The sequence below is a fragment of the Type-F symbiont of Plautia stali genome (genome assembly GCF_059731105.1).
This window is the reverse complement of sequence record NZ_AP035909.1, coordinates 1,003,635-1,028,761: the sequence shown is the minus strand read 5'-3', so window position 1 is coordinate 1,028,761 and position 25,127 is coordinate 1,003,635. Positions and strand designations below refer to the sequence as shown.

At 58.5% G+C, this 25,127-nt stretch carries 25 protein-coding genes and 1 other annotated feature; of the genes, 11 read left to right on the top strand and 14 right to left on the bottom strand.

Going from position 1 to position 25,127, the window contains the following annotated elements; translation table 11 throughout:
• Window positions 1-31 precede the first annotated feature (31 nt).
• Together AC6I7A_RS04705 and AC6I7A_RS04700 are read left to right on the top strand one after the other, a co-directional pair.
• Window positions 32-946 carry an SPFH domain-containing protein gene (locus tag AC6I7A_RS04705; RefSeq protein WP_009091604.1) on the top strand — a complete coding sequence of 305 codons (915 nt, stop codon included), beginning with the start codon at window positions 32-34 and terminating at the stop codon, window positions 944-946.
• The gene (locus AC6I7A_RS04700; RefSeq protein WP_058956351.1) at window positions 946-1,392 is read left to right on the top strand and encodes an NfeD family protein; all 447 of its coding nucleotides are present in this window, start codon (window positions 946-948) and stop codon (window positions 1,390-1,392) included. The genes AC6I7A_RS04705 and AC6I7A_RS04700 overlap by 1 nt, the downstream gene beginning before the upstream one ends.
• Here the strand turns inward: AC6I7A_RS04700 and cueR are convergent.
• Window positions 1,380-1,784, bottom strand: coding sequence for a Cu(I)-responsive transcriptional regulator (cueR, locus tag AC6I7A_RS04695; protein ID WP_009091609.1), 405 nt, complete (start codon window positions 1,782-1,784; stop codon window positions 1,380-1,382). The genes AC6I7A_RS04700 and cueR overlap by 13 nt on opposite strands.
• A 97-nt stretch (window positions 1,785-1,881) precedes the next feature.
• On the opposite strand from cueR, the gene copA reads away from it, so the two are divergent.
• The 3 genes from copA to ybaK all read left to right on the top strand — a co-directional run bounded on the left by copA (window position 1,882) and on the right by ybaK (window position 5,925).
• The gene (gene copA / locus AC6I7A_RS04690; RefSeq protein WP_058956352.1) at window positions 1,882-4,395 is read left to right on the top strand and encodes a copper-exporting P-type ATPase CopA; all 2,514 of its coding nucleotides are present in this window, start codon (window positions 1,882-1,884) and stop codon (window positions 4,393-4,395) included.
• 71 nt (window positions 4,396-4,466) lie between these two features.
• Window positions 4,467-5,270, top strand: a complete 804-nt coding sequence (locus AC6I7A_RS04685) for a TraB/GumN family protein (RefSeq protein ID WP_009091613.1) — start codon at window positions 4,467-4,469, stop codon at window positions 5,268-5,270.
• A gap of 175 nt (window positions 5,271-5,445) precedes the next feature.
• Window positions 5,446-5,925 (top strand): Cys-tRNA(Pro)/Cys-tRNA(Cys) deacylase YbaK, encoded by a 480-nt coding sequence (gene ybaK / locus AC6I7A_RS04680; protein WP_009091615.1) that lies wholly within the window; start codon window positions 5,446-5,448, stop codon window positions 5,923-5,925.
• On the opposite strand, the gene AC6I7A_RS04675 is transcribed toward ybaK, so the two are convergent.
• On the bottom strand, window positions 5,922-6,791 hold the full coding sequence (locus AC6I7A_RS04675; RefSeq protein ID WP_058956353.1) for a LysR family transcriptional regulator: 870 nt from the start codon (window positions 6,789-6,791) through the stop codon (window positions 5,922-5,924). The genes ybaK and AC6I7A_RS04675 overlap by 4 nt on opposite strands.
• 89 nt (window positions 6,792-6,880) lie before the next feature.
• Between AC6I7A_RS04675 and AC6I7A_RS04670 the strand changes: the two genes are divergently transcribed.
• A complete protein-coding gene (locus tag AC6I7A_RS04670; RefSeq protein WP_009091619.1) occupies window positions 6,881-7,312 on the top strand; it encodes a multidrug/biocide efflux PACE transporter in 432 nt (143 codons plus the stop codon).
• 34 nt (window positions 7,313-7,346) lie between these two features.
• Here the strand turns inward: AC6I7A_RS04670 and ushA are convergent, their stop codons facing one another.
• On the bottom strand, window positions 7,347-9,119 hold the full coding sequence (gene ushA / locus AC6I7A_RS04665) for a bifunctional UDP-sugar hydrolase/5'-nucleotidase UshA (RefSeq protein WP_153009162.1): 1,773 nt from the start codon (window positions 9,117-9,119) through the stop codon (window positions 7,347-7,349).
• Between the two features lie 505 nt (window positions 9,120-9,624).
• Here ushA and ybaL point away from each other — a divergent pair.
• On the top strand, window positions 9,625-11,319 hold the full coding sequence (ybaL, locus tag AC6I7A_RS04660) for a YbaL family putative K(+) efflux transporter (protein ID WP_009091623.1): 1,695 nt from the start codon (window positions 9,625-9,627) through the stop codon (window positions 11,317-11,319).
• Window positions 11,320-11,678: 359 nt separating this feature from the next.
• Here the strand turns inward: ybaL and AC6I7A_RS04655 are convergent, their stop codons facing one another.
• From AC6I7A_RS04655 to AC6I7A_RS04640, 4 genes are all read right to left on the bottom strand, one after another.
• On the bottom strand, window positions 11,679-12,980 hold the full coding sequence (locus AC6I7A_RS04655) for an inosine/guanosine kinase (RefSeq protein WP_058956354.1): 1,302 nt from the start codon (window positions 12,978-12,980) through the stop codon (window positions 11,679-11,681).
• A gap of 57 nt (window positions 12,981-13,037) precedes the next feature.
• Window positions 13,038-13,997 carry a ferrochelatase gene (gene hemH, locus AC6I7A_RS04650; protein ID WP_058956355.1) on the bottom strand — a complete coding sequence of 320 codons (960 nt, stop codon included), beginning with the start codon at window positions 13,995-13,997 and terminating at the stop codon, window positions 13,038-13,040.
• Window positions 13,998-14,110: 113 nt separating this feature from the next.
• Window positions 14,111-14,755 carry an adenylate kinase gene (adk, locus tag AC6I7A_RS04645; protein WP_009091630.1) on the bottom strand — a complete coding sequence of 215 codons (645 nt, stop codon included), beginning with the start codon at window positions 14,753-14,755 and terminating at the stop codon, window positions 14,111-14,113.
• 113 nt (window positions 14,756-14,868) lie between these two features.
• Window positions 14,869-15,744, bottom strand: a complete 876-nt coding sequence (locus AC6I7A_RS04640; protein ID WP_009091632.1) for a DUF6024 family protein — start codon at window positions 15,742-15,744, stop codon at window positions 14,869-14,871.
• Window positions 15,745-15,931: 187 nt separating this feature from the next.
• Here AC6I7A_RS04640 and AC6I7A_RS04635 point away from each other — a divergent pair, with 187 nt between their 5' ends.
• Window positions 15,932-16,801 carry a LysR substrate-binding domain-containing protein gene (locus AC6I7A_RS04635; RefSeq protein WP_009091634.1) on the top strand — a complete coding sequence of 290 codons (870 nt, stop codon included), beginning with the start codon at window positions 15,932-15,934 and terminating at the stop codon, window positions 16,799-16,801.
• A 271-nt stretch (window positions 16,802-17,072) separates the two neighbouring features.
• On the opposite strand, the gene htpG is transcribed toward AC6I7A_RS04635, so the two are convergent.
• The 6 genes from htpG to AC6I7A_RS04605 form a co-directional block, all read right to left on the bottom strand.
• Window positions 17,073-18,947, bottom strand: a complete 1,875-nt coding sequence (gene htpG / locus AC6I7A_RS04630; RefSeq protein ID WP_033736390.1) for a molecular chaperone HtpG — start codon at window positions 18,945-18,947, stop codon at window positions 17,073-17,075.
• A gap of 97 nt (window positions 18,948-19,044) precedes the next feature.
• Window positions 19,045-19,650, bottom strand: a complete 606-nt coding sequence (recR, locus tag AC6I7A_RS04625) for a recombination mediator RecR (protein WP_046101370.1) — start codon at window positions 19,648-19,650, stop codon at window positions 19,045-19,047.
• Window positions 19,650-19,982: a YbaB/EbfC family nucleoid-associated protein gene (locus tag AC6I7A_RS04620; protein ID WP_009091641.1), complete on the bottom strand. Its 333-nt coding sequence runs from the start codon at window positions 19,980-19,982 to the stop codon at window positions 19,650-19,652. The genes recR and AC6I7A_RS04620 overlap by 1 nt, the downstream gene beginning before the upstream one ends.
• 55 nt (window positions 19,983-20,037) lie before the next feature.
• Entirely contained in the window at window positions 20,038-22,107 is a 2,070-nt protein-coding gene (gene dnaX, locus AC6I7A_RS04615) for a DNA polymerase III subunit gamma/tau (RefSeq protein WP_058956356.1), read from the bottom strand.
• Window positions 20,635-20,696: a sequence feature (DnaX frameshifting element), on the bottom strand. It overlaps the preceding gene by 62 nt.
• 157 nt (window positions 22,108-22,264) lie before the next feature.
• A complete protein-coding gene (gene apt / locus AC6I7A_RS04610) occupies window positions 22,265-22,816 on the bottom strand; it encodes an adenine phosphoribosyltransferase (RefSeq protein WP_009091646.1) in 552 nt (183 codons plus the stop codon).
• Between the two features lie 144 nt (window positions 22,817-22,960).
• The gene (locus AC6I7A_RS04605; RefSeq protein WP_058956357.1) at window positions 22,961-23,350 is read right to left on the bottom strand and encodes a DUF454 family protein; all 390 of its coding nucleotides are present in this window, start codon (window positions 23,348-23,350) and stop codon (window positions 22,961-22,963) included.
• Window positions 23,351-23,407: 57 nt separating this feature from the next.
• Here AC6I7A_RS04605 and priC point away from each other — a divergent pair, with 57 nt between their 5' ends.
• From priC to rsmS, 3 genes are read left to right on the top strand one after another with little or no spacing between them, the layout of a single operon-like run.
• Entirely contained in the window at window positions 23,408-23,929 is a 522-nt protein-coding gene (priC, locus tag AC6I7A_RS04600; RefSeq protein ID WP_058956358.1) for a primosomal replication protein PriC, read from the top strand.
• A 57-nt stretch (window positions 23,930-23,986) separates the two neighbouring features.
• Window positions 23,987-24,232, top strand: coding sequence for a GlsB/YeaQ/YmgE family stress response membrane protein (locus AC6I7A_RS04595; protein WP_046101367.1), 246 nt, complete (start codon window positions 23,987-23,989; stop codon window positions 24,230-24,232).
• A gap of 8 nt (window positions 24,233-24,240) precedes the next feature.
• Window positions 24,241-24,393 (top strand): pleiotropic regulatory protein RsmS, encoded by a 153-nt coding sequence (gene rsmS, locus AC6I7A_RS04590; protein ID WP_009091656.1) that lies wholly within the window; start codon window positions 24,241-24,243, stop codon window positions 24,391-24,393.
• On the opposite strand, the gene acrR is transcribed toward rsmS, so the two are convergent.
• Window positions 24,390-25,028: a multidrug efflux transporter transcriptional repressor AcrR gene (gene acrR, locus AC6I7A_RS04585; protein ID WP_009091658.1), complete on the bottom strand. Its 639-nt coding sequence runs from the start codon at window positions 25,026-25,028 to the stop codon at window positions 24,390-24,392. The genes rsmS and acrR overlap by 4 nt on opposite strands.
• Window positions 25,029-25,127: the final 99 nt, after the last annotated feature.

The following is a 25,127-nucleotide window of genomic DNA, read 5'->3' as shown; positions in this document are numbered from 1 at the left end:
CGGCCCGTTATTCTGACAATGCGGAGGTTGTATGATAACAGTAATTCCTGCCCTGATTGTGCTGGCACTGGTGGCTGTCTGGGCGACAGTCAAGGTTGTGCCACAAGGTTTTCAATGGACGGTTGAACGTTTTGGCCGTTATACCCGCACCCTGCAACCCGGACTGAGCCTGGTGGTGCCGTTCATGGATCGTGTTGGTCGCAGGATCAACATGATGGAACAGGTGCTGGATATCCCCTCCCAGGAGATCATCTCCAAAGACAATGCTAACGTCACCATCGATGCGGTCTGCTTTATTCAGGTCGTTGACCCGGCGCGCGCCGCCTATGAGGTCAGCAATCTTGAGCAGGCGATTCTGAACCTCACCATGACTAACATGCGCACCGTGCTGGGCAGCATGGAGCTGGATGAAATGCTCTCTCAGCGCGACAGCATTAACACCCGCCTGCTGCACATTGTGGATGAAGCGACCAATCCGTGGGGCGTCAAGATTACCCGTATAGAGATCCGCGATGTCCGTCCACCGCAGGAGCTGGTTGGCGCGATGAATGCGCAGATGAAAGCGGAGCGCACCAAACGCGCTGATATTCTGACCGCTGAAGGGGTGCGTCAGGCTGCTATCCTGCGGGCTGAAGGGGATAAGCAGTCGCAAATCCTCAAAGCCGAAGGGGAACGGACCTCGGCCTTCCTGCAGGCTGAAGCGCGTGAACGTCAGGCAGAAGCGGAAGCCAACGCCACGAAAATGGTCTCTGAAGCGATCGCCGCGGGGGACATTCAGGCGATCAACTATTTCGTCGCGCAGAAATATACCGATGCACTGCAGAAAATCGGCGAAGGGAATAACAGCAAAGTGGTGATGATGCCGCTGGATGCCAGCAGCCTGCTCGGTTCGATTGCGGGCATCGGCGAACTGCTGAAGGAAACCCGCACTGAGTCGAAACGCTGATGCTGGTCGATATCATTGCGCACCCGCACTGGTTCTGGCTGACGCTGGGAGGGTTGCTGCTGGCGGCGGAGATGCTGGGCACCAGCGGTTATCTGCTCTGGATCGGGCTGGCGGCGGTGCTGGTCGGTGTCTTTGAATGGTTTGTTCCGCTCAGCTGGACGGCACAGGGGGCAACGTTTGCTGTGCTGACGCTGGTCTGCGTCTTCTTATGGTATCGCTGGATGCGGCACCGCGAAGCGCATCAGGCTCCAAATGCGCTGAATCAGCGGGGTCGTCAGATGATCGGTTCGACGCTGACGCTGGATACTGCCTTGCAGAATCGTACCGGACACGTGCGCATCGGAGACAGCAGCTGGCGGGTGGAGGCCGATCGGGATCTGCCGGCGGGCACCCCGGTGATCGTAGTCGGCATTGAAGGCATTACGCTGCGTATTCAGCCACGCTGAGCGCAGCACCCGGCCAGATTGTTGATAATTGGGCATTCGGCGCTCTCGTCGCCCGGACAGGCGTCTGCCAGTGCCAGCAGACGAGCCCGCATCGCGTGCAGCTCTTCAATGTGCGCGGCTATTTCTTCGGCTTTCTGCAGGGTTCGGGCTTTAACATCGGCACTGTGGCGCGAGGGATTATTAAACAGCGCCACCAGCTCACGGCACTCATCCAGCGTGAACCCCACCTGCCGCGCCTGACGTAACAGGTTCAGCTCATCAAGATGGTGTCCGCTGTAGCTGCGGTAACCATTTTCACTGCGCACTGGCGGCGTGACCACCCCCTTCTCTTCGTAAAAACGGATCGCCTTGCTGGTCAGCCCGGTCTTTTTCGCCACATCGCTGATGTTCATTTTCGTCCCCTTGACCTTCCCCTTGATGGAAGGTTTATGCTTAAGCATGAATCGAAACTGGCTTAACGGTCAAATATCTTCACCTGAGGAGCTGATTATGTCACATACCCTTTCCCTGGCCCTGGACGGCTTGTCCTGTGGACACTGCGTCAAACGCGTGAAAGAGGCACTGGAACAGCGCGACGACGTCGACCACGCGGAAGTCACGCTGCAGGAAGCCCAGGTTACCGGTCATGCGGAGGCCGCTGCGCTGATCGCCACCGTGGAGCAGGCAGGCTATCACGCGACGCTGAAACCGGCGGACACCTTCCCAAAGTCTGAACCGTTGACAGCATCGGAGCCGCCGCCGGAGGCGCTGACAACGGATAATGCCTCGCAGCCGGCAGAAAAAACCGCTCCCACTCATGTGCTGCTGATCGACGGGATGAGCTGCGCCAGCTGTGTCAGCCGGGTAGAAAAAGCACTGCAGCAGGTTGCCGGCGTCACTCAGGCGCGGGTTAACCTCGGTGAACGCAGCGCGCTGGTGCTGGGTGATGCTGATCCGCAGTCGCTGGTGGCCGCTGTCGATGCCGCAGGCTATGGCGCGCAGGTGGTTGATGATGAACAGGAGCGGCGCGAAAAGCAGCAGCAGAGCGCCCGCAGCGCGATGCGCCGCTTTAGCTGGCAGGCGGCTGTCGCGCTGGCCTTTGGCGTGCCCCTGATGATCTGGGGCATGGTGGGCGACAACATGATGCTCACCGACAGCAACCACCGCCTCTGGCTGACGCTGGGCTGCCTTACCCTGCTGATCATGGTGCTTACCGGCAGCCATTTTTACCGCAGTGCCTGGCGCAGTCTGCGCAACGGCAGTGCCACCATGGATACGCTGGTGGCACTCGGCACCAGTGCGGCCTGGATCTACTCTTTCAGTGTGGTGCTCTGGCCGGGCTTCTTCCCGCCGCAGGCCCGCCATCTCTATTTTGAAGCCAGCGTCATGATTCTGGGCCTGATCAACCTGGGCCATGCCCTGGAGCAGCGCGCACGTCAGCGCTCGTCAGAAGCGCTGGAGCGCCTGCTCGATCTGACCCCGGCTCAGGCGCGCCAGGTCGGCGAACAGGGTGACCAGCTGATACCGGTCAGCGCGGTGCAGCCCGGCATGCGGCTGCGTCTGGTCACGGGCGACCGGGTGCCGGTCGATGGTGATATCGCCAGCGGTGAAGGCTGGTTTGATGAGGCGATGCTGACCGGCGAAGCGGTGCCACAAAGTAAAAGCCCGGGTGCGGCGATTTTTGCCGGAACCCTGGTGCAGGATGGATCGGTGGAGTTCATCGCGAAAGCCACCGGCGAGCAGACGACCCTGTCGCGCATTATCCGGCTGGTGCGGCAGGCACAGAGCAGTAAACCCGACGTGGGCCGGCTGGCCGATCGCATCTCTGCCATCTTTGTGCCGGTGGTGGTGGTGATTGCGCTTCTCAGCGCTGCCGTGTGGTATCTGTTCGGGCCACAGCCGCAGATTGCCTACACGCTGGTGATTGCGACGACGGTGCTGATTATCGCCTGCCCCTGCGCACTGGGACTGGCGACGCCGATGTCGATCATTGCCGGTGTGGGTCGCGCCGCCGAGCTGGGCGTGCTGGTTCGTGACGCCGATGCGCTGCAACGCGCCAGCCAGATCGACACTCTGGTATTTGATAAAACCGGCACCCTGACCGCGGGTACGCCGCAGGTCAGCGATGTTCAGGCCTGGGGCACAGCCAGCCGGGAATCGGTGATCGCAGCGGCCGCCGCGCTGGAGTTTACCTCCGGGCATCCGCTGGCCAAAGCAATTGTGGCTGAAGCGAAACTGACTCAGCCTCCTGCCGTTGCGCAATTTCGTACAATACGCGGCAAAGGTGTCAGCGGCATACTGGATGGCAGAACGCTGCTGCTGGGTAATGCGGCACTGATGCAGGAGAACGGCGTCGATTGCCGGATAGCGGAAGCAGAGATTGTGCGCCTGACGCAGCAGGGCGCCACCCCTGTGTTGCTGGCTGAACAGGGTGAGCTGGTCGGATTAATCGCGCTGCGCGACAGGCTGCGACCGGAAAGCCGGGCCGCCCTCCAGCGCCTGCATCAGCAGGGTTATCGTCTGATGATGCTTACCGGGGACCACGAGACGACCGCGCGCGCCATTGCTGCCGAAGCGGGCATTGATGAGGTTATTGCAGGCGTTCTGCCGGAAGGCAAAGCGGCAGCGATTACCCAGTTACAGCAGCAGGGGCATCGCGTGGCGATGGTCGGAGACGGTATCAATGACGCGCCCGCGCTGGCGCAGGCCGACGTGGGTATTGCCATGGGCGGCGGCAGTGATGTGGCTGTCGAAACCGCAGGGATTACCCTGATGCGCGCTGACCTTAACAGCGTGGCGGATGCGCTAGCCCTCTCATCGGCGACACTGCGCAATATCCGGCAGAACCTCTTCGGAGCCTTTGTTTATAACAGCATCGGTATTCCGGTGGCGGCAGGCGTGCTCTATCCGCTGACCGGCACGCTGCTCAGTCCGATTGTGGCCGGTGCGGCGATGGCGCTCTCCTCGATTACGGTGGTCAGCAATGCCAATCGCCTGCTGCGTTACCGGCCACCGCGCCCGTGATCGTCGTTCCGGCGCTGTTTTTCCCTCGCTGAAGTCGCTAGCATGGGGTTTTACATCGCAAAGGACCGGGAATGACAGGCAACCTCTGGCGCTCACTGCGCGGCTTTATCGGCCAGCTTTTCCCCGCCAGTTACCGCTGGCCGGCAATGGATGTCCGGCTTGGCGACCGTCAGCTGCATCTGGTTGGCAGCATCCACATGGGGACCCGCGACATGCAGCCGCTGCCCGCCCGCCTGTTGCGTCAGCTGCAGCAGGCTGATGCGCTGATTGTGGAAGCGGATATTACCCAGGGCGGCTCACCCTTTGATCACGCTGGCGATCGCCCTGCCCTCGCCTCCCGGCTCGATGACCAGGCGATGCAGAGGCTCAGCGCACTCTGTCAGGAGATGAGCCTGACACTGAGCCAGTTTGATCATCTGCCTGCGTGGCAGGTGGCGCTGATGTTACAGGCACAGCAGGCGCAGAGGCTGGGATTACGGCCTGATTACGGCATTGATTATCAGCTGTTGCAGGCCGCGAAAGGTCTGAACAAACCGGTGATTGAGCTGGAAGGCGCCGATGCGCAGATTGCCCTGCTGACCGCGCTGCCCGATGACGGTATGGCCCTGTTACAGGATACGCTGCTGCACTGGCACACCAATGCCCGGCTGCTGCAGATGATGGTGAGCTGGTGGCTCGATACGCCACCCCGTCAGCCAGATATCACCCTGCCCTCCACGTTCAGCCAGACGCTGAACGATACCCTGATCGGTCAGCGTAATGCGCAGTGGTGTAAAAGCCTGCAGAGTCTGGCGGCGGGCAACTATGTGGTGGCGGTGGGGGCGCTGCACCTCTATGGCGAAGATAACCTGCCTGAGATGCTGAAGAGGCCCTGAAAAAAAAGAGAGCCGATAAGATTATCGGCTCGTCAAAGAGGAATTTGTTTATGATTTTGGTTATCGCTCAGCAACCGAATTGCTGGCGCGCGGCCAATTTTCACTCAAAGAACAAAATTCCGCCACCTTTTTCCATCATTAAGCGTAATAAGATTTTTCTGAGTAAGGAACCCGTATGACGCCCGCCGTAAAATTGCTGGAAAAACAGAAGGTCAGTTTTACCCTGCATCCCTATGAGCATGACAGCAACGAAACCCATTTTGGAGACGAAGCGGTGCGCAAGCTCAATCTGGATGCGCGCCAGGTCTATAAAACGCTGCTGGTCGCCCTTAACGGCGAGGCGAAGCAGCTGGCGGTGGCGATTACGCCGGTTTCGACGCAGCTGGATCTGAAGAAGGTGGCAAAGGCGCTGGGCGCAAAAAAAGCGGATATGGCCGACCCGCAGCTGGCACAACGGGTCACCGGCTATCTGGTGGGGGGGATCAGCCCGCTGGGACAGAAAAAACGACTGCCTACCGTCATCGATCGCTCCGCCAGCGCGTTCAGCGCCATGTTTATCTCCGGCGGCAAACGGGGGCTGGATATCGAACTGGCACCTGGCGATCTTTCACGACTGCTGGATGCGCCGTTTGCGGATATTGCCCGCCACGATTAAACCCGTGGCTGAGCACAGAGCTGGTCTATCATCCAGCGCCCCGCCGGACCGGGTGGCGTGCGGCGTGACCAGACCACCTCAACAGCGATATGCTGCGGCCAGCCCGGCAGCGACAGCTCTTTCAACACGCCATGCCCGAATTGTTTCACCAGCCAGCGCGGCAGAATCGTCCAGCCAAATCCCTGTTCCGCCATCTCCAGCAGTAACAGATAGGTGGGCGCAGACCAGATACGCCCCATCGGTTTTGGCTGGTGCGCTTCAACCCAGGTGTTAAGCCGCAGATGCCGAACCGGCTCCAGCTGGCTTTCGCTGAGGATCTCCGCCTTTGCCAGCGGGTGATCGCGATGTAAAAAGATGGCCATCTGTGCTTCAACCTGCAGTCGCGCCACCGCGATATCCACCGGCAGATTGGGTTGCGCCCGCACGACGCCCAGATGGACCCGCCCGGCCTGCAGCAGGTCCAGCACATCCTCATCTTCCGCAATCATGCACTCCAGTTCCAGCTCCGGGTAGCGGGCATCAAGCTGTTTCAGCAGCTGTTCATGATGATCGGTTTGCCAGAAATCGGACATGGCAAAACTGAGCCGGGGCTCCACCCCCTGCGACAGGCGTATCGCCAGCGCATCCAGCCGTTCACTGGCGGCCAGAATCTGCTGAACCTGAGGCAGTACGCGGTGCCCCTGTTCCGTCAGGATGGGCTGACGACCGGCACGGTCAAACAGCGCAAAACCGAGATCGTCTTCTAAACTGGCCACCGCTGCACTGATGGTGGACTGGCTTTTGCCCAGCGCGCGCGCAGCCGCAGAAAAGGAGCCGCTCGCCACCGTCTGCATAAAAGCCTCAAGGGATTCCGGGGAGTATCGCATTCGTTCCATCGCTTTTTCCGATAGGTGTTCATTTTATCTTAGCATCCTGCGATGGGAAAATGCGCCGCATGATTGAAGGAGAAAACACAATGCGTACCCGCTCACTTAAAGAACGTATTCTTCATGCCGTCTGTTTTGAGACGCTGGCGATTCTGACCGTTTCGCCGCTGGCGGCCTGGGTGATGAATAAGCCGCTGTTTCAGATGGGATCGCTGGCGATTATGCTTTCAACCGCGGCGATGCTGTGGAACATGATCTACAACGCCGGGTTTGATCGGATCTATGCGCCGGGCGAGAAACGCGGGCCCGTCGTGCGTGCCGTTCATGCGCTGGGATTTGAAGGTGGCTTTATCCTGATCGGTCTGCCGATTGCCGCCCTGATGCTGGATATTACCCTGTGGCAGGCGTTTCTGGTGGAAGTGGCCTTTTTCCTCTTCTTCCTGCCGTTTACCCTCGCTTATAACTGGGGCTGGGACCAGCTCCGCGCCCGCTGGATCAGGCGTCGCCACTGCCGGGCATGAGAAAATCGGGAGGCGCAGACGCCTCCCGGTGCGTTCAATGCGTGCGGGCTGTTTCGTTCCCCCACGGCCAGATCCACGCCAGAATCATTTTCGGGTAGTTACGCTTACGCGCTTTTTCGGCCGCCTCATCCCGCGCCCGGATCTGCTCATCGGTCAGATGTACGATCTGGCCTTTGGGCTGATAGTCACTGGCTTTAAGCGGCGAATGGGCGTTAATCCATTCACGCAGTACCTGCGCATCCACCGCTCCGCTATTGCGATAGCCCGCGTGGTTATCCAGACGCGGATAACCGTCGCCGCCTGCCGCATTAAAGCTGTTGGTCGCCATACGATAGTGCTGCGTCTCCTGCAGCGGCTTGCCGTTGATCATGACGTCGCTGACCTGCTTTCCATCCGCGGTCAGGCTGATCCCGGCAAACTGGGCGTAGCCCCCCGTGTCCGGCTGAATATTGGCAACCACATCCAGATATTTTTTAATCTCCGCGCCGGTCAGGCTGACAGAGACCACCTGATTGCCAAACGGCTGAACCTGCAGCAGATCCCGCCAGCTGAGTTTGCCCGATTTCAGCGAGGTGCGAATGCCACCGCCGCTCATCACGGCAAAATCCGCCTGCGTGTGCGCCATCTGGGCGCGCAGAATCAGCTGGCCGAGGTTGGTCTGCTCAAAGCGAACCTGCTCTTTTTCACCGCTGAACTCGCCGTCGGCGCTGCCGACATTGACGGTTAACTTCGCCTCCGCCCGCTTCTGGAACGGCATCAGTAGTTTCATCATCGCGCTGTTTTTAGGGATCTCCTCCTGCCAGGTGAGCCAGGTTTCGCTGCCATCGGCGTTTTTCACCCGGTGTTTAAGATTCACCGGCACCAGCTGATACGCCTCCAGCGTCACCTGACCGTTGCGGAAGGTAAAATCGCCGCGTCCGACATATCTGCCCCACTTATCGGCCTGCATAATCCAGATGCCATTTTGCTTATCAGGCTGGCATGGCTGACCAGGCTGATAATTTTTCACGCTGACGTTCTCTTTTTCCATACAGACGGCGTCATGCGAATGACCGCCGACAATCAGATTGATTGTCCCGGCGGGCAGGCTGCGCGCCAGGGTGACATCATCAATGCCGTTGCTGCCATGGTTGCCATCGTCATAGTGACCAAGATGGGTCAGCGCGATAATCACATCCGGCTTCTCTGTGGCGCGCAGTTCGGCCACCGCCTTCACGGCTTCAGCAATCGGATCGCGGAAGTCGGTATCTTTCAGTCCTTCAGGGTTAGCCAGCTTCGCCGTGTCAGGCGTGATCAGCCCGACAACCGCGATTTTCAGTCCGAGACGGTTAAAGACCGCCCAGGGTTTAAACATCCGCTGACCGGTGCTTTTCTGATAGACGTTGGCAGCCAGCAGCGGGAAGCGCGCCCACTTCTCCTGCTTACGCAGCACCGCAATCGGCTTATCAAACTCATGATTGCCCAGCGCCATGGCGTCATAACCAATCAGGTTCATCGCCCGAAAATCAGGTTCTGCATCCAGCTCGTCAGACTCCGGCACCCCGGTGTTCACATCCCCGGCGGAGAGGATCAGTGCGCCGCCGCCTCTGGCCTGCACGTCATAGCGCATCGTGTCCATCAGCGTTTTCTGTGCCGCCAGACCATACTCGCCCTGTTCATTAAACCAGAAATGGCCATGCTCATCGTTTGTGTGCAGCACGCTGAAGCGATAGCTGCGGTCGGCCTGGGCGGCCTGTGAAAACAGCGGAAACAGCGCCATCAGCAGCGCGACGCCCGCCCCTGTCCATTTTGAAAACACCACTGACATTCTCCTTAATTTTCCCCTGGCCCGAATTCCCGGCCGCATTGCCCCACTGTGTCGCACATTCTCCCGGCGAACTCAAGGCCAATGCGCATCACGCCAGCTGCACCGGTCCGCGCAATGCCGCCAGCAGAACCGGGGGCGGGCACCGTATCGCAGGCTCCCTGTCTGCAAGCGTCACCTTAACCGGCAGTGCGCTCTATTGTTAACTGATTGTTTACTCCTGCAAAAAGAGGGGCTGACGGGTTTTAGCCGCTCTGAGAGGCCATTTACCGGCTATTTGTGTCAGACTGCCGGCATTTACTCATGATAATTTTTATTTATCCTGCTCTTGCTGAACCGCAAACTCAGCCAGTATTGCCGATAATGAGCAGAAATGGCCTTCCGATTGTGTAATTGGCTTTTTTTCCGGTTTTTTTACGCTATTCCCGCAAATTGCTCAGCGGAAGGTGTGATTTTACATTAAACTCGTTTGTTACAAGCGGATACATTTGCATACAAGGAGACAGGCATGCATCACACCACCCCGTTGATCACTACCATTGTCGGAGCGCTGGTTCTGGCATTTCTCCTTGGGATGCTGGCGAATCGCCTGCGTATCTCCCCGCTGGTTGGTTACCTGATGGCCGGCGTGCTGGCCGGCCCTTTTACCCCCGGTTTCGTTGCCGATACCAACCTGGCCCCTGAGCTGGCTGAACTCGGCGTTATCCTGCTGATGTTCGGTGTCGGCCTGCACTTCTCAATGAAAGATCTCATGTCGGTAAAGTCGATCGCCATTCCCGGTGCCATCGCGCAGATCGCCGTCGCGACCTTACTGGGAATGGGATTGTCCTGGACGCTGGGCTGGTCATGGATGACCGGCCTGGTCTTTGGCCTCTGCCTCTCTACCGCCAGTACCGTGGTGTTGCTGCGCGCGTTAGAGGAGCGACAGCTGATCGATAGCCAGCGCGGGCAGATTGCGATTGGCTGGCTGATTGTTGAAGATCTGGTGATGGTGTTGACGCTGGTGCTGCTGCCTGCGATTGCCGGCATGATGGAACAGGGCAACGCCAGCGCCGGCCTGCTGGCCTGGGATCTGCTGTGGACCATCGGCAAAGTGGCGGCCTTTATGGTGCTGATGATGGTCGTGGGACGCCGGGCTGTGCCCTGGATCCTCGCCCGTAGCGCGGCGACCGGTTCACGTGAACTCTTTACCCTGGCCGTGTTAGCCCTGGCGCTGGGTATCGCGTTTGGCGCGGTTGAATTTTTCGATGTTTCGTTTGCGCTGGGTGCGTTTTTCGCCGGTATGGTGCTCAACGAGTCCGAACTGAGCCACCGCGCGGCACGCGATACCCTGCCGCTGCGCGATGCCTTTGCGGTGCTGTTCTTCGTCTCGGTGGGGATGCTGTTTGACCCTTCCATTCTGGTAACGCAGCCGCTGGCCGTGCTGGGTGCGCTGGTGATTATTGTGGTCGGCAAGTCAGTCGCCGCCTGGCTGCTGGTGTCACTGCTCGGCCATTCGCGTCGCACGGCGCTGACCATTTCGGTCAGTCTGGCGCAGATCGGTGAGTTCGCCTTTATCCTGGCGGGTCTGGGTATCTCACTCGGCCTGCTCAGCGATGAGGGGCGCAACCTGGTGCTGGCCGCCGCTATTCTGTCGATTATGCTCAACCCGATTCTGTTTACCCTGCTGGAGCGTTTTCTGGCGAAAACCGAAACCATGGAAGAGCAGACGCTGGAAGAGGCCATCGAAGAAGAGAAGCAGATTCCGGTCGATTTTTGCAATCACGCGGTGATTGTTGGTTATGGCCGGGTGGGCAGCCTGATTGGTCAGAAGCTGCTGGAGGCGAATGTGCCACTGGTGGTGGTTGAAAACTCCCGTCCGCGGGTCGAAGCGCTGCGCGAGCAGGGTATCAAAGCGGTGCTGGGCAACGCGGCCCGCGCTGAAACCATGGAACTGGCACGACTGGACTGCGCCCGCTGGCTGTTACTCACTATCCCGAATGGCTATGAGGCGGGTGAAGTGGTCACCGCCGCGCGTGAAAAACACCAGAACATTGAGATTATCGCCCGCGCCCACTACGACGATGAAGTGGAATACATCATGGAACGCGGTGCATCCCGCGTCGTGATGGGTGAGCGTGAGATCGCCAGCAGCATGCTGCAGATCCTGCAGGATGAGATGACGCAGGGCGAGGATTTACAGCCCTGTGATGTAGTGCGCTGAAGCCTGTTTAACAAGTCCCGGCAAATTACTGACATATCCCATTCAGGGTGAATTTTACAGCAACGAATAAACTCAACGCGCAGAGAACATGGTCAGAGGAGGAAAGCGTCCCGCACCAGGGACAAAAACGTCAGGAACGTTTTTGAACAACGCGAAGCGTTGGCCCGGCAACGGGCGCACCTCAGGGATGAGGTGCGTAATTGTGCGGGCCGAGCGGCCAGGGATGGCTTAAGCGACTTTCCGATCTGACCGTGTTCCCTAAGCAGGCCCGATCTCACCGCTAAACGAGCCAGACGCTGACAGTCATTTAAGGCCCTGCTGTTCAGAAGGGCCTTTTTTATATCCTGTCGCGACCCGCTTTACCGATCCCAGTAGGACTCTTCCAGGCTGTCCTCGCGTTCCGGCAGTCCGCGGGTTAAACGCGGCGAATGCTGGTTCAGCACCTGATAGCTGACACGGTTGGCGTACTTACACACCTGCGCCAGCGACGAGTAGGTCAGATAAGGACGCGCATGTTTACTGGAGTTGGGCACGTTCAGACTGTGATAGGTGTTGGCGGTAATATCATGCAGTAACGCCGCCAGCGCCCCATCCCCCGCGCCGTTGGTGTTCATGATCTTCTCCGGGCCGCCCATATAAGGCGCGATATGCGAGAAGACACGCAGCGGCTGCTGGCAATCCTGCTGGCGCATCACCCGGCTGAACTCATACTGATTGAACTCCGCAATCGCGCCAGGCAGCAGCGGATGGTTGGTTTTGCGTTTGAACTCTTCCTCGGTGTACCCCGCCATATAGAGCCCGATTGGGCCAGCGGTACAGAGCACCAGATCCACCCACTCCAGCGCCATATCCGCGGCGAGCAGCGGATCGGACTCCCCGGTCAGTGCCAGCGCTTCCTCTTCATTCATCGCCACGATGCTGACATGGTCACGCAGGAAGTCACGCCAGAACTGAGGGTTGTCGCCAATCACATGTTTGGTGCCCAGCGTCAGCACCACCGGCACATGATGGCGTTTGGCATACTCAATCGCGCGCAGCGTCGCCTGCGGCATCGGCTCACCCTCAGCACAGCGCACCAGATAGGAGGTGAGAACCAGCGCCGAGGCCCCGGCAATTACGTCTTCCGGCACACTATCCGGATGAAGCTGATTCATCTGACCGGGGCTGATAGCAAAGGTGCGCTCGCCATGCTCGCCAATCAGCGTGAAGCAGCGACCGATCGCGCCATCCACTCCCTGAAGGAAGTTGAGATCTACCCGGCTTGAGGTGTTGCAGAGATAGCGATAGGCGTAGCCGCCAATCTGGATGTTGTTACACATCACGCCCAGCAGGACCGAGCGATCATCGGCCAGCACCGAAAAGTTATGCAGCGTGTTACCGATGGTGCCACCGGCAAACTGATGGGTGATGAGCCCGTCACGCATCAGCTCGCTGTACAGCGCTTCCGCGACATCATTGTCGATGACCAGTGAGTGCCCGGCACTCAGGCCGTATCGTGACAGAAAAGCGTCATCGACTTTTGCTTCGATATCCACCAGCGTCTGGTCGATACCCACCACCCAGCTGCCCGCATCAACGTCGGTCTGAGTCGGCTGTAACAGGGGATCGCGTGCGCTGACGGGAAAGTAGTGTTTAGATTTGCGTTTGCCGGGAAATTTCATCGGAAGTGCCGTCTGGAAAAACAGGCGGAGAATGATATCACACTCTCCGCCTCTGCTTTAACGACGTGCGTTGACCAGTTGCACCATCATGTCGATGTGCGCGTCATCGGCGTTCAGTGCGGGAATGTACTCAAACTTCTCGCCGCCGGCGTGCATGAAGATTTCGCAGTTTTCACCACTGATCTCCTCCAGCGTCTCCAGGCAGTCTGACGAGAAGCCCGGACTCATCACCTGAACATGTTTAATCCCCTTCGCAGGCAGGCTTTCCATCGTTTTGTCGGTGTAGGGCATCAGCCAGGGCTCACGGCCAAAACGTGACTGGAAGGTCATCATGTACTGATCCTCACGCAGGCCGAGCGCTTTCACCAGGGCCGCTGTGGTATCCGCGCAGCGCTGCGGATAGTCATCACCTTCGTTGGCAAAGCGCTGTGGAATGCCGTGGAAGGATAACACCAGCAGATCGGGCTGACCGTGCCGCGCAAAGGATTGCTCCACAGAGGCTTTCAGCGCGGCGATATAGGCCGGATGCTCGGCGTAGTCGCGAATAAACTGCACCTCAGGCAATGAGCGATACGCTCTGAAGACGCTGGTCAGGCCATCCCACACCGCCGCCACGGTGGAGCAGGAGAATTGCGGATAGAGCGGCAGCACAATCAGGCGGGTCACGCCCTGCGCCATCAGCTTATCCACGGCGCTTTTCAGGCTGGGATTGCCGTAGCTCATACCCAGTTCAACCGGCATATCGACGCGGGCCGCCAGGGCGTCGCGCTGACGCTGGCTATAGACCAGCAACGGCGATCCCCCTTCCATCCAGACCGAAGCGTAAAGCTTCGATACGCGCGGTGAGCGAAACGGCAGAATGACGGCATTGAGAACCGGCCACCAGAGCCAGCGCGGCGCATCGACCACGCGAGGATCGCTTAAAAACTGTTTCAGATAACGTTTAACAGCAGGTGTGGTAGGGGCGTCTGGCGTACCTAAATTAACCAGTAACACGCCGGGCTTATCTTGCCTCATTGGAGTTCCTTGATAACAACGGGGATGCGTGAAAACAGGGAAATTGTAGCGGAATTAGTGGGAGGTAAAAGCAATTACTGCAAAAGGGGCCGGTAATCCCGGCCCCGGTGAGCTTAGCCCAGAATCTTAGCCAGCTCAGCACTCACTTCGGACACCTTACGGGTGCCGTCGATTTTGTGATAGGCGGTGTTGCCCGCTTCCGCTTCTTTGCTGTAGTAAGCAATCAGCGGCGCGGTCATCTCATGGTATTCCACCAGACGCTTACGCACGGTCTCTTCCTGATCGTCTTTGCGCGTGGTGAGCTCTTCACCGGTCACATCATCTTTGCCTTCCACTTTCGGTGGATTGAAGGTGACGTGATAGACGCGGCCTGACGGCGCATGCACGCGACGACCCACGATACGTTCGACGATCAGTTCGTCCGGTACAGCGAACTCCAGCACGTGATCAACGGTGATCCCGGCTTCTTTCATTGCATCCGCCTGAGGAATGGTGCGCGGGAAACCGTCCAGCAGGAAACCGTTTTTGCAATCTTCCTGGGTGATACGCTCTTTAACCAGCGCAATCACCAGCTCATCGGTCACCAGTTTGCCAGCATCCATGATGGCTTTCGCCTGGTTGCCCAACTCGCTGCCTGCTTTCACTGCTGCACGCAACATGTCGCCAGTGGAGATTTGCGGAATGCCGTACTTCTCCATGATGAATTGGGCCTGAGTCCCCTTACCTGCGCCCGGAGCTCCGAGCAGAATAATACGCATTGCGTAAATCCCCTTGCGAATCGCATTGATCTATCTTGAAGGCGAAGAACATACCATTATGACCCGCTCATCACAAGGAAGGGCGCGGATCGCTCAGGGCTACTTTACTGGCTTTATGGCGCGAAACCAGACCCGGCTGGTCTGCCTGACGCTTTTTCAGATTTCATGCCGGTGCCGAGCAAATACTGCAGCCGGCGGCTCAGATAATGGGTCATATTCACGCTTTTTTTACCGCTGCCGCGCACGTTGGCATTCAGCTGCAGCCGCGCCTGCTGCGGCCACTTCACCACATCATCGGCGTCCGACAGCCTGGCGAACAGCGGTGCCGGGAGCGTAAAGCTGGCAAAGGGCAGACCGGGCTGATGGCTGGAGTTGAGCGACAGCGGCCCTGAAAGTGAAAGCGCATCGACGGTGGCGGCATTGTAAGGCCGCCACTGCGGATCGTTGAGGCGATGCAGCGCCTCGTCGATGGCGGGCAGCGTCAGCCCCTGTTCAAACAGACGCAGTTCACTGCGTACCAGGGTGCTGAAGTCGTGCGTTCTTAGCGCCACCAGCACCAGATCGCTGCAGATCTCCGCATGCCGATCCAGTCGGGTCACAAACAGACGGGCTTCGTCGATCAGTTTGTGATGCAGCACGCTGGCGAAGCTCTCGCTCGCTTCCGTCACGCCGTGGCGCTGGCACTCCCGCAGCGGGCGCACCCGACCATCCGGTAAGTCGACGTGCGGCACCAGCGTGATGTTACCGGCTATCAGGGGGATCGCGGGCAGAACGCTGAGTTCGGTAACCGGATAGTGTGAGGCGTAGCGGGTCTGATTGCGCGTCTGCTCCTGGCGCAGAAACAGCTGAGAGAGCAGCACCTGAGCCACATGCAGTGAGGGGGTAAAGAAGAGGTCAAACTGCTCAAGTTTATAATAACGTGACAGCGCCAGGCGCAACCGATGACGCGCCTCTTCAGACGTTTCAGAGGATAAAGGGCCGTTTGCCATGGCAGTCTCGCTTGAATAATAGTGTGGCGTGAACGCAGGTGAAGCCAGGCGGAATAGCTGTGGAAAATCACAGATAAAAGGATGAGTCAACCCGCCAGAATTTGTCCTGTAGAGTAGGCCAATGCGGCTGGACTTTAAAATGATATAAATTGACAATCCCTGTTAGATTTTTGCACAGGGGATAAGGATGAACGGACTGCCGCCACTGAGAGCGCTGCACTATTTCCACCAGGCAGCCTTGCACAGCAGCTTCAGCGTGGCGGCTGAACATCTGCACGTCACGCACAGTGCTATCAGCCATCAGATTCGCCAGCTGGAGAGCTGGATGGGCAAACCGCTGTTTGTCCGCACCAATGGCCGCGTAAAGCTGACGGCACATGGCGACCGGCTGCTGCTGAGCTGTCAGCAGGCATTCAGTGAATTACGCAGCAGCTGTGAAAATATCCGCACCGGTCTGCTTCAGCAGATTCGCATCTCCTGTGCCCCCAGTTTTTTATCGCAATGGCTGATCCCCCGCATCTCCAGCTTCTATCAGCGCTATCCGGAGATTGAGGTTCACTTTCAGCCGCTGGCTCAGGTTCCTCAACTGCGCAGCGAGCATGTGGATGTGCTGATCCTCAGCCATAGCGAGTCACCTGAACCCGATATTGACGCGATGCTGGTGAGCGAGGATGAGATCGGACCGCTCTGCGCCCCGCATTTCGCTTCACAGCTGCGGGTGGGCGAAGATTTATCGGCAATGCCGTTGCTGCATGCGGATACCCGTCTCCACGCCTGGTCAGAGTGGGCCTCAAAGGCAGGGGTCAGCGGCCGTTTCAGCAGCGGTAAGCACTTTGAGACGCTGACCCTGGCTATTCAGGCGGCACGCAGTGGTCTGGGCGTGCTGATGGCGCCGCGTCTGCTGGTTCGCCGGGAGCTGGAGGAGGGATCGCTGATCGCCCCACTCGGCTTTGTCCCGACCGATCGGGCAACATGGATGATGACGAAGCAGAGTCGCCGTGACGACAGCGAGATCACCCTGTTTCGGGACTGGCTGCGGGATGCCGCACAGCCATAAAAAAAGCCGGTGATGATCACCGGCTTGATGTTGTTGACTCTGCTCTGAACTGCTGTCAGATCGAGCCCGCACAGGGAACACGGTCAGGCAGACGACACCAAAGCTAAAGCGATGGGAGCGTACGCCAGGAGCAAAGCATAGCGGGCCATGGATGGCCCGCGCTGAGCCCGCCAGGGATGGCGGCGTTTGCGTCTTTGCGTAGGGCGTATGCTCCCTGAGCCAGCGCTGCACAATCCGCATCAGGCCATTAAAATCGCCGCCCCGTTAACGTTTAAGCCGTCAGCAGTTGATTCATGCGACGGATAAACTGGTTTGGATCGTCCAGCGTGCCGCGCTCTGCCAGCAGTGCCTGATCCAGCAGCAGCTCAACCCACTCACCGAAGCGTGCTTCATCCTGGGTATCAGCGACACGTTTCACCAGCGGGTGATCCGGGTTGATTTCGAACAGGTACTTCACTTCCGGCACCTCTTGTCCGGCCGCGGCAAACAGCTTCGCCATCTGCGTGGTCATCTCGTTGGCGTCGGTCGTGACAATGGCGGGTGTGTCGGTCAGACGGTGAGTCAGACGTACTTCTTTCACGCGCTCACCCAGCAGATTTTTCACCCGCTCAACAAACGGCTCCAGCGCTTTTTCCGCCTCTTTCTGCTCTTCGGTCTCTTCATCGGCCAGCTTGCTCAGCGACTCGTCCGCTTTGCTCACTGACTGGAAGGTTTTCCCGTCAAACTCGGTGAGGTAGCTCATCATCCATTCGTCTATGCGATCGGAGAGCAGCAGCACCTCGATGCCTTTTTTGCGGAACAGCTCCAGATGCGGGCTGCTCTTGGCAGCGGCATAGCTGTCAGCAGTGATGTAGTAAATCTTCTCCTGACCTTCCACCATGCGGCTGACGTAATCTTCCAGCGAAACGGTCTGTGCCGCGCCGTCGCTCTGGGTGGTCGCGAAACGCAGCAGCTTCGCGATCGCTTCCTGATTCGCGTGATCTTCTGCCGGGCCCTCTTTCAGCACCAGACCGAACTCTTTCCAGAAGGTCTGATACTTCTCACTGTCATCTTTCGCCAGTTTTTCCAGCATCTGCAGGGTACGTTTGGTCAGCGCACCGCGCAGGCTCTGCGTGACGCGGCTGTCCTGCAGGATCTCACGGGAAACGTTCAGCGGCAGATCGCTGGAGTCAATCAGGCCACGTACAAAGCGCAGGTAGTTCGGCATAAACTGCTCAGCGTCATCCATGATAAAGACGCGCTGCACATAGAGTTTCAGGCCATGCTTCTGATCGCGGTTCCACATATCGAACGGCGCACGCGCCGGAATGTAGAGCAGGCTGGTATATTCCTGCTTACCTTCCACCCGGTTGTGGCTCCACGCGACCGGATCGCTGAAGTCGTGAGCGATGTGCTTGTAGAACTCGTTGTACTCTTCATCGCTGATATCAGATTTGTTGCGGGTCCACAGCGCCTGGGCTTTGTTGATCTTCTCCCAGTGCGTCGTGTCGCTCTCTTCATCTTTGCTTTCGATCTCAACCGGCAGCGCGATGTGATCGGAGTACTTGCTGATGATGTTGCGAACGCGCCAGACATCCAGGAACTCATCTTCGCCTTCGCGCAGATGCAGGGTGATCTCGGTCCCGCGGTCGGCTTTCTCAATCTCCGCCAGGGTATATTCACCCTCGCCTGCTGACTCCCAGAAAACCCCTTCATCGGCTGAGGCGCCCGCGGCACGGGTGCGCACGGTCACTTTATCCGCCACGATAAAGGCGGAGTAGAAGCCCACGCCAAACTGACCGATCAGCTGGCTGTCTTTCGCCTGGTCAGAACCCAGGGATTCGAGGAAAGATTTGGTGCCTGATTTGGCGATAGTCCCGAGGTTCTCAATCACCTCATCACGACGCATACCGATACCGTTGTCGCTCAGCGTCAGGGTACGGTTGTCCTTATCAACAGAGAGACGAACGTGCAGCTCGCCATCACCTTCATACAGGCTGGAATCTGACAGGGCGCGGAAGCGCAGTTTGTCTGCCGCATCCGAGGCGTTGGAGATCAGCTCACGCAGGAAAATCTCTTTGTTTGAATAGAGAGAATGGATCATCAGGTGCAGAAGTTGTTTTACTTCCGACTGAAAGCCACGGGTCTCTTGTCCTTTCATGGTCATTGCTACCTCAACAAAACAGGTTGAACAAACGTTGAGGTTGATGTGGGGATGACGGGGGGATTTTCAAGCCGGTGTCTGTCACAACACCGGCAAGTGATTAAAATTTAAACTTCTGGCGACCCGCCAGTGAATGGGAGAGCGTGGTGCCATCAACCATCTCCAGCTCACCGCCCACCGGCACGCCGTGCGCGATTCGGCTGGCGCTGACGCCATACTGGCCACAGAGCTCCGCGATATAGTTCGCAGTCGCCTCACCTTCCACCGTCGGGTTGGTGGCGAGGATCACTTCCTGCAGAGTTTCGCTCTCCAGACGCTGCTCCAGACGATCCAGACCGATGTCGGCCGGACCGATCCCGTCGAGCGGCGAGAGATGGCCCATCAGGACAAAGTAGCGACCGCCAAACTGGCCGGTCTGCTCAATGGCGTGGATATCCGCCGGGCTTTCCACCACGCAAATCTGACCGTTCTGCTGACGCCGTGGGTTGGCGCAGATCGTGCAGATTTCCTGCTCGGTGAAGGTGCGGCAATCGGCACAGTGACCAATTTCCGACATCGCCCGGGTCAGCGCCTGTGCCAGCCGCATGCCCCCGCTGCGATCGCGCTGCAGCAGCTGAAACGCCATGCGCTGAGCCGACTTCGGCCCCACGCCGGGCAGACAGCGCAGCGACTCCATCAATGATTCAAGCAGTGGGCTGGTTTGCATCAGAATGGCATCTTAAAGCCTGGCGGCAGCTGCATGCCTGAAGAGACAGAAGCCATCTTCTCTTTCTGGGTTTCGTCAATGCGACGTGCGGCATCGTTGAACGCTGCGGCAACCAGATCTTCCAGCATGTCTTTATCATCTTCCAGCAGGCTGGGATCGATTTCCACGCGACGGCAGTTATGCGCGCCGTTAATGGTGACTTTTACCAGGCCAGCACCGGACTCACCGGTCACTTCAAGCGCGGCGATCTCTTCCTGAACTTTGGCCATTTTGTCCTGCATCTGCTGGGCCTGTTTCATCAGGTTGCCCAATCCGCCTTTACCACCAAACATAGTTTTCTCTCTCAGCTAAGGCTACAACGCTATCGTGACGATAGCAGCAGCGTGTTCAAACAGGTCGGATACTCTCCTCATCCAGATCGGCATCGAAAAATCGCTGTAGCGTCTGGATGTGGGTATCACAGGTGATCGACTGACGCGCCTGCGCCAGTTTCTCTTCGTAAATGGCCTGACGCCACTCCAGTGGCGTCAACACCGATGAATTATCGTCTTCAACTACCGAGAGTTCAACTCTCTGCCCGGCGTGCTGACTCAGCGCCTCGCTTAACACCTGCTGCGCCGACGCTGAATTAAGATGCCGCTGGCTGCTGCGCAGATGCAGGCAGACGCCGCTTTCGGTCACCTCTTTCCACGCGTTTAAGGCCAGCTGCTGAACCAGCTTCGGCAGCGGCAGGAGAGCGATTTCTGCGGCCCAGGGATCGCGCTGCTGCGCCTCTTCCGCCAGACGCGCCGCAAGCTCAGGGGTTTTCTCATGCTCCAGCGCAGAACGCAAGGCCTTTGGCGTCGCCACCGGCTCCGCCACTTCCTCCGTCTGATTCACCGCCTTCCAGCGGTACGCTTCCTCTTTTACCGGCGTGGCAGGCTCGCGATCGCGGATCCGCTGCTGACTGCGCTCGGTAACGGAAGCCAGCCGCTCCAGCGCGGAGTTGGCCGGCCGCGCACCTGGCGCCGCCGGCTCATTCTTTTTTGGTTTGTTCGCTCCCTGACGCAGCAACTGAGTGCGCGCCTGCAGGAGCTGGCTGGTGGAACTCGACAGCGCGCTGTCCGGTGCGGCATCGGGCGGCGGCGAACGCGGTGGCTCCGCGTCGGGTGCCGCCATCTGTGGCTGCGCGGCAACCGGCTGCGGGGTTACGGCTGGCTGCGGCTGTGGCTGTGCCGTCTGCGGCGGTGTCGCAGCGGCCGGTGACGGCGTGGCTGGTTGTCGGGCGGCTGGTGCCGCTGATGTCGATCCCGCAGCCGATCGCTGTGCCGGGGCTACTGGTGACATCTGCTCGGTTAATGCGGGACGCGCAATGGGTTCCGCCACGGCGGCTTTCGGATGAAACGCCAGTGCACGCAGCAGCGTCATCTCCACCCCCATGCGGCGGTCGGGCGCAATCGGCAGATCCTTGCGCCCCATCAGCAGGGTCTGATAGTAGAGCTGCAGATCGGCGGGCGGCACCACCCGGGCCAGTTCCCGCAAACGAAGCGCGCTGCTCTCGTCATCATCGTTGAGTGAGGCGGGCAGCAGTTGCACCATCGCAATCTGATGCAGCAGGCGCAGCATTTCTACCAGCAGCGCCTCCCACTCGACGCCGCGAGACGCCGCCTGACTCAGCAGGTTCATCACCTGCTGACCGTCACCCTCGACCAGCGCCTCCAGCAGCCCCAGCGGCTGCTCATCATCCAGCGTGCCAAGCATGACGCTGACCGTGCTGCTGGTCACCGCCCCCTGCCCCATGGCAATGGCCTGGTCAGTGAGGCTCAGCGCATCGCGCATACTGCCATCGGCAGCCCGTGCCAGGAGTTGCAGCGCACGGGTTTCACTCTCAATCTGTTCCTGCTTCAGGACATGCTCAAGCTGCTGACGGATTTGATCGACATCCAGCGCCTTGAGGTGAAACTGCAGACAGCGCGAAAGGATGGTCACCGGCAGTTTCTGCGGATCGGTCGTGGCCAGTAAAAACTTAACGTGTGAAGGCGGCTCTTCCAGCGTCTTTAACAGCGCATTGAAGCTGTGACGTGACAGCATGTGCACTTCATCGATCAGATAGACTTTGAAGCGGCCACGCGCCGGGGCGTACTGCACGTTGTCGAGCAGATCGCGGGTGTCTTCAACTTTGGTGCGTGATGCGGCGTCAATCTCGATCAGATCGACAAAGCGGCCCTGCTCGATTTCCCGGCAGTTGTCACACTGACCACAGGGTGTCGCGGTGATACCGGTTTCGCAGTTAAGGCCTTTGGCCAGCAGACGCGCAATGGTGGTTTTCCCGACGCCGCGGGTGCCGGAGAAGAGATAAGCATGATGGATGCGTCCCAGAGACAATCCATTCGCCAGCGCGGTCAGAACATGTTCCTGACCGACAACATCAGCAAAAGCCTGGGGACGCCATTTTCGCGCAAGTACCTGATAGCTCATGTGGATTCGACGAAGTTGGATGGAAAGATGAGCGCAGACGCTCTGCAACCCCTGTATAAGATTGCAGTAGTCTATCAGCTACGCTTTTGCCTGGCACTCGTTATCTTGACGCCAGGGGCGTGACGGCCTCGCGCGGGAGCAAGGCCGGAAGAGTGGCTTAGTGGCCGGGGAATTTAACCAGGCTGTAGCTCTCAACGCCCAGGGCAGTCAGACGCGATTCACCGGTCAGGTCGAACAGATTAATGATGAACGCCGCGTCTTTCACTTCACCGCCTGCACGACGAATCAGTTTCACTGTCGCTTCGATCGTGCCGCCGGTCGCCAGCAGGTCATCGACCACCAGCACCACATCGCCAGGCTGAATCGCATCTTTGTGCAGTTCCAGCTGATCGGTGCCGTACTCCAGCTCATAGGCTTCGCTGTAGGTTTCACGAGGCAGTTTGCCCGGCTTGCGCACCGGCACAAAACCGACGCCGAGGCCCAGCGCCACCGGTGCGCCAAACAGGAAACCGCGCGCTTCCGTGCCGACCACTTTGGTGATGCCTTTATTACGGTAACGCTCAACCAGCAGCGCAATCGACGCGGCATAGGCTTTGGGATCTTCCAGCAGGCTGGTGACATCGCGGAACAGGATGCCTGGCTTAGGATAATCGGGGATGCTTTTGATGCTGTTTTTAATGAATTCAAGCTGCTGCGCAGTGTCGGTCATGATGATACGCCTGGTAAAAAATTCTGTTTCGCGCAGCTTCAAAAGCGCTAATACCTGGTAAAAGGCTCAGCGGAAGTTAATTCACAAAGGGAAGCCACGCACGAAGACGCCCAAATCTAAGCAAATGACCGGCTAATTGCAACTTTATCCGGGTGGCGGCGGTGCGTCCGCTGTTTCTGCCACCACCGGAATCCGCCACATAAACAGCAGCAGTGCGGCCAGCATGATCAGCAGCATGATGCGAACCCAGACCTGGTGAACCAGAAACAGGGAGAGGCTAAAGGTCGCCACGATCAGACAGATGGCGCGCACTTTGGCACCCGGCGGCATGGCGCGATGCTGCTGCCAGTGGCGCAGATAGCGGCCAAAAGGCGATTTCCACAGCAGCCAGTGATGAAAGCGCGGCGATGAGCGGGCGAAACACCAGGCTGCCAGCAGCATGAATGGCGTGGTAGGTAATAAAGGTAATACAATGCCCAGCGTTCCCAGCACAATGGCCAGCCAGCCGAGGGTTAATAACAGAATGCGTTGCATAAATGCCGCCCAGCTCTTTCTTCATCTGCTTACGTTAGCACAGTTGAGCGTGCCGCGATGAGGGCGATCGCTATTCAGCAGCGATTGCAGCAGCTTATTCTCACCCTGCGTGAGACCCTGGCACGTCACCCGGACGGCGTCTGCCGCCTGCCACGTTTTGACAACCAGCTGTTCCACACCAAAGGCACCCGGCTGGCGGATTATCTGCAGGAAGTGGAGCTGAATTTCGCCCGTCTGTGCGACAGCAGCCAGGATCTGTCTCGCAGCCGCTGGCTGGCGGAACGCCTGGTCGATCAGATTGCGGCTCTGCAACGTGAGGTGGGTACCCAGCAGTTGCGTCTGCGACGTGAACAGCCGGTGAAGGGACCCGCCCCGACAAAATATCAGGAGTACCGTGAATTTGAGCGGCGTCTGCTGGCGATGATCGATCAGCGTGAGCAGCGTCTGGCCCTGGCGGAAACCCTGATGATTCAGCAGCAGCTGAAGCAGGAGCTGGAAACGTTAGAGGGTCGGCTGGCTCGCTGCCGTCAGGCGATTCGCTCGGTGGAGTGGGCGGCCTCACTGCGCGGCAGCGATTAAAGCGCGGCGCGACAAAAGCGCTTCTATACTGGGTGTGATTCTGCGCGGAGAAGAACAATGGGCTTATTCACCTGGCTGTTATGTGGGCTGCTGCTGGGGTTGCTGAAACGTCTGCTGCTGCCGGGACGCCCTGGCGGGCTGGTGGCCACCCTGACACTGTCGATGATCGGCGCCCTGATTGGCGGCTATATTGCGACGTACTTTGAACTGGGTTCACTGGCCACGGTGCACATCGGCGCGCTGGGGATGGCCATTGCAGGTGCGCTGCTGATGTTGCTGGTCGTGGCCCGATTACGTATATAGGAGAAGCGATGTCACTGGAAAATGCTCCTGACGACGTCAAACTGGCCGTCGATCTGATTCAGCTGCTGGAAGAGCATCAACTGCCGGTGGAGACGGTGCTCTCAGCGCTGGCCATGGTGCAGCGCGACTTCGAGAACAAACGCGACCGTCAGCCCGATTAATGGCGGGCGGTCAGCGTCGGGCTGAGGCACAGCATATCAATGAAGGCATTTACCAGCGTCGGCGCGTCGGCGGCTAAATCAAAGCTCTCTGGCGCGAACAGCCAGCTTTCCATCATGCCGTTGACATACCCACGCAGAATAATGGCGGCCTGCCGCGTGCTGAGCGTGCCCGGAAGCTGTTCCGCTTCAATACACTGACGCAGGACATCTTCGATTTTGTCGTAGCACTCCAGCAACAGGCTCTGCTGCATACTCTTCATCGCCGACATTTCGCCAACAAATTCGCATTTGTGGAAAATGATCTCCATCAAGGCGCGGCGCTGAGGATCCTTTGCTGTCGCTTCAAAGATATAGACCAGCATTGCACGCAACACAGAGAGTGGATCACCAGGGTATTTTGTCTGATACTCAAGTTCCACATCATCCAGACCGGCATCACAACGAAGCCATATTTCATGTAAGAGATCGGCTTTATTTTTGAAGTGCCAGTAGATTGCCCCGCGCGTCACACTGGCAGCGGTTGCAATATCGGCCAGAGACGTGGCTGAGACGCCCTGCTGCGAAAACAGAACAAGGGCGGCATCAAGAATTTGATGCCGCGTTTCAAGTGCTTGCGCTTTGGTTTTTCGTGCCATAGGGGGCTTTTTTTACAAACGGGTAAGTTTACATACATTTGTGAATGTATGTACCATAGCACGACCTGCGACTTGACACAGCAATGGGTTTTTCAGTTT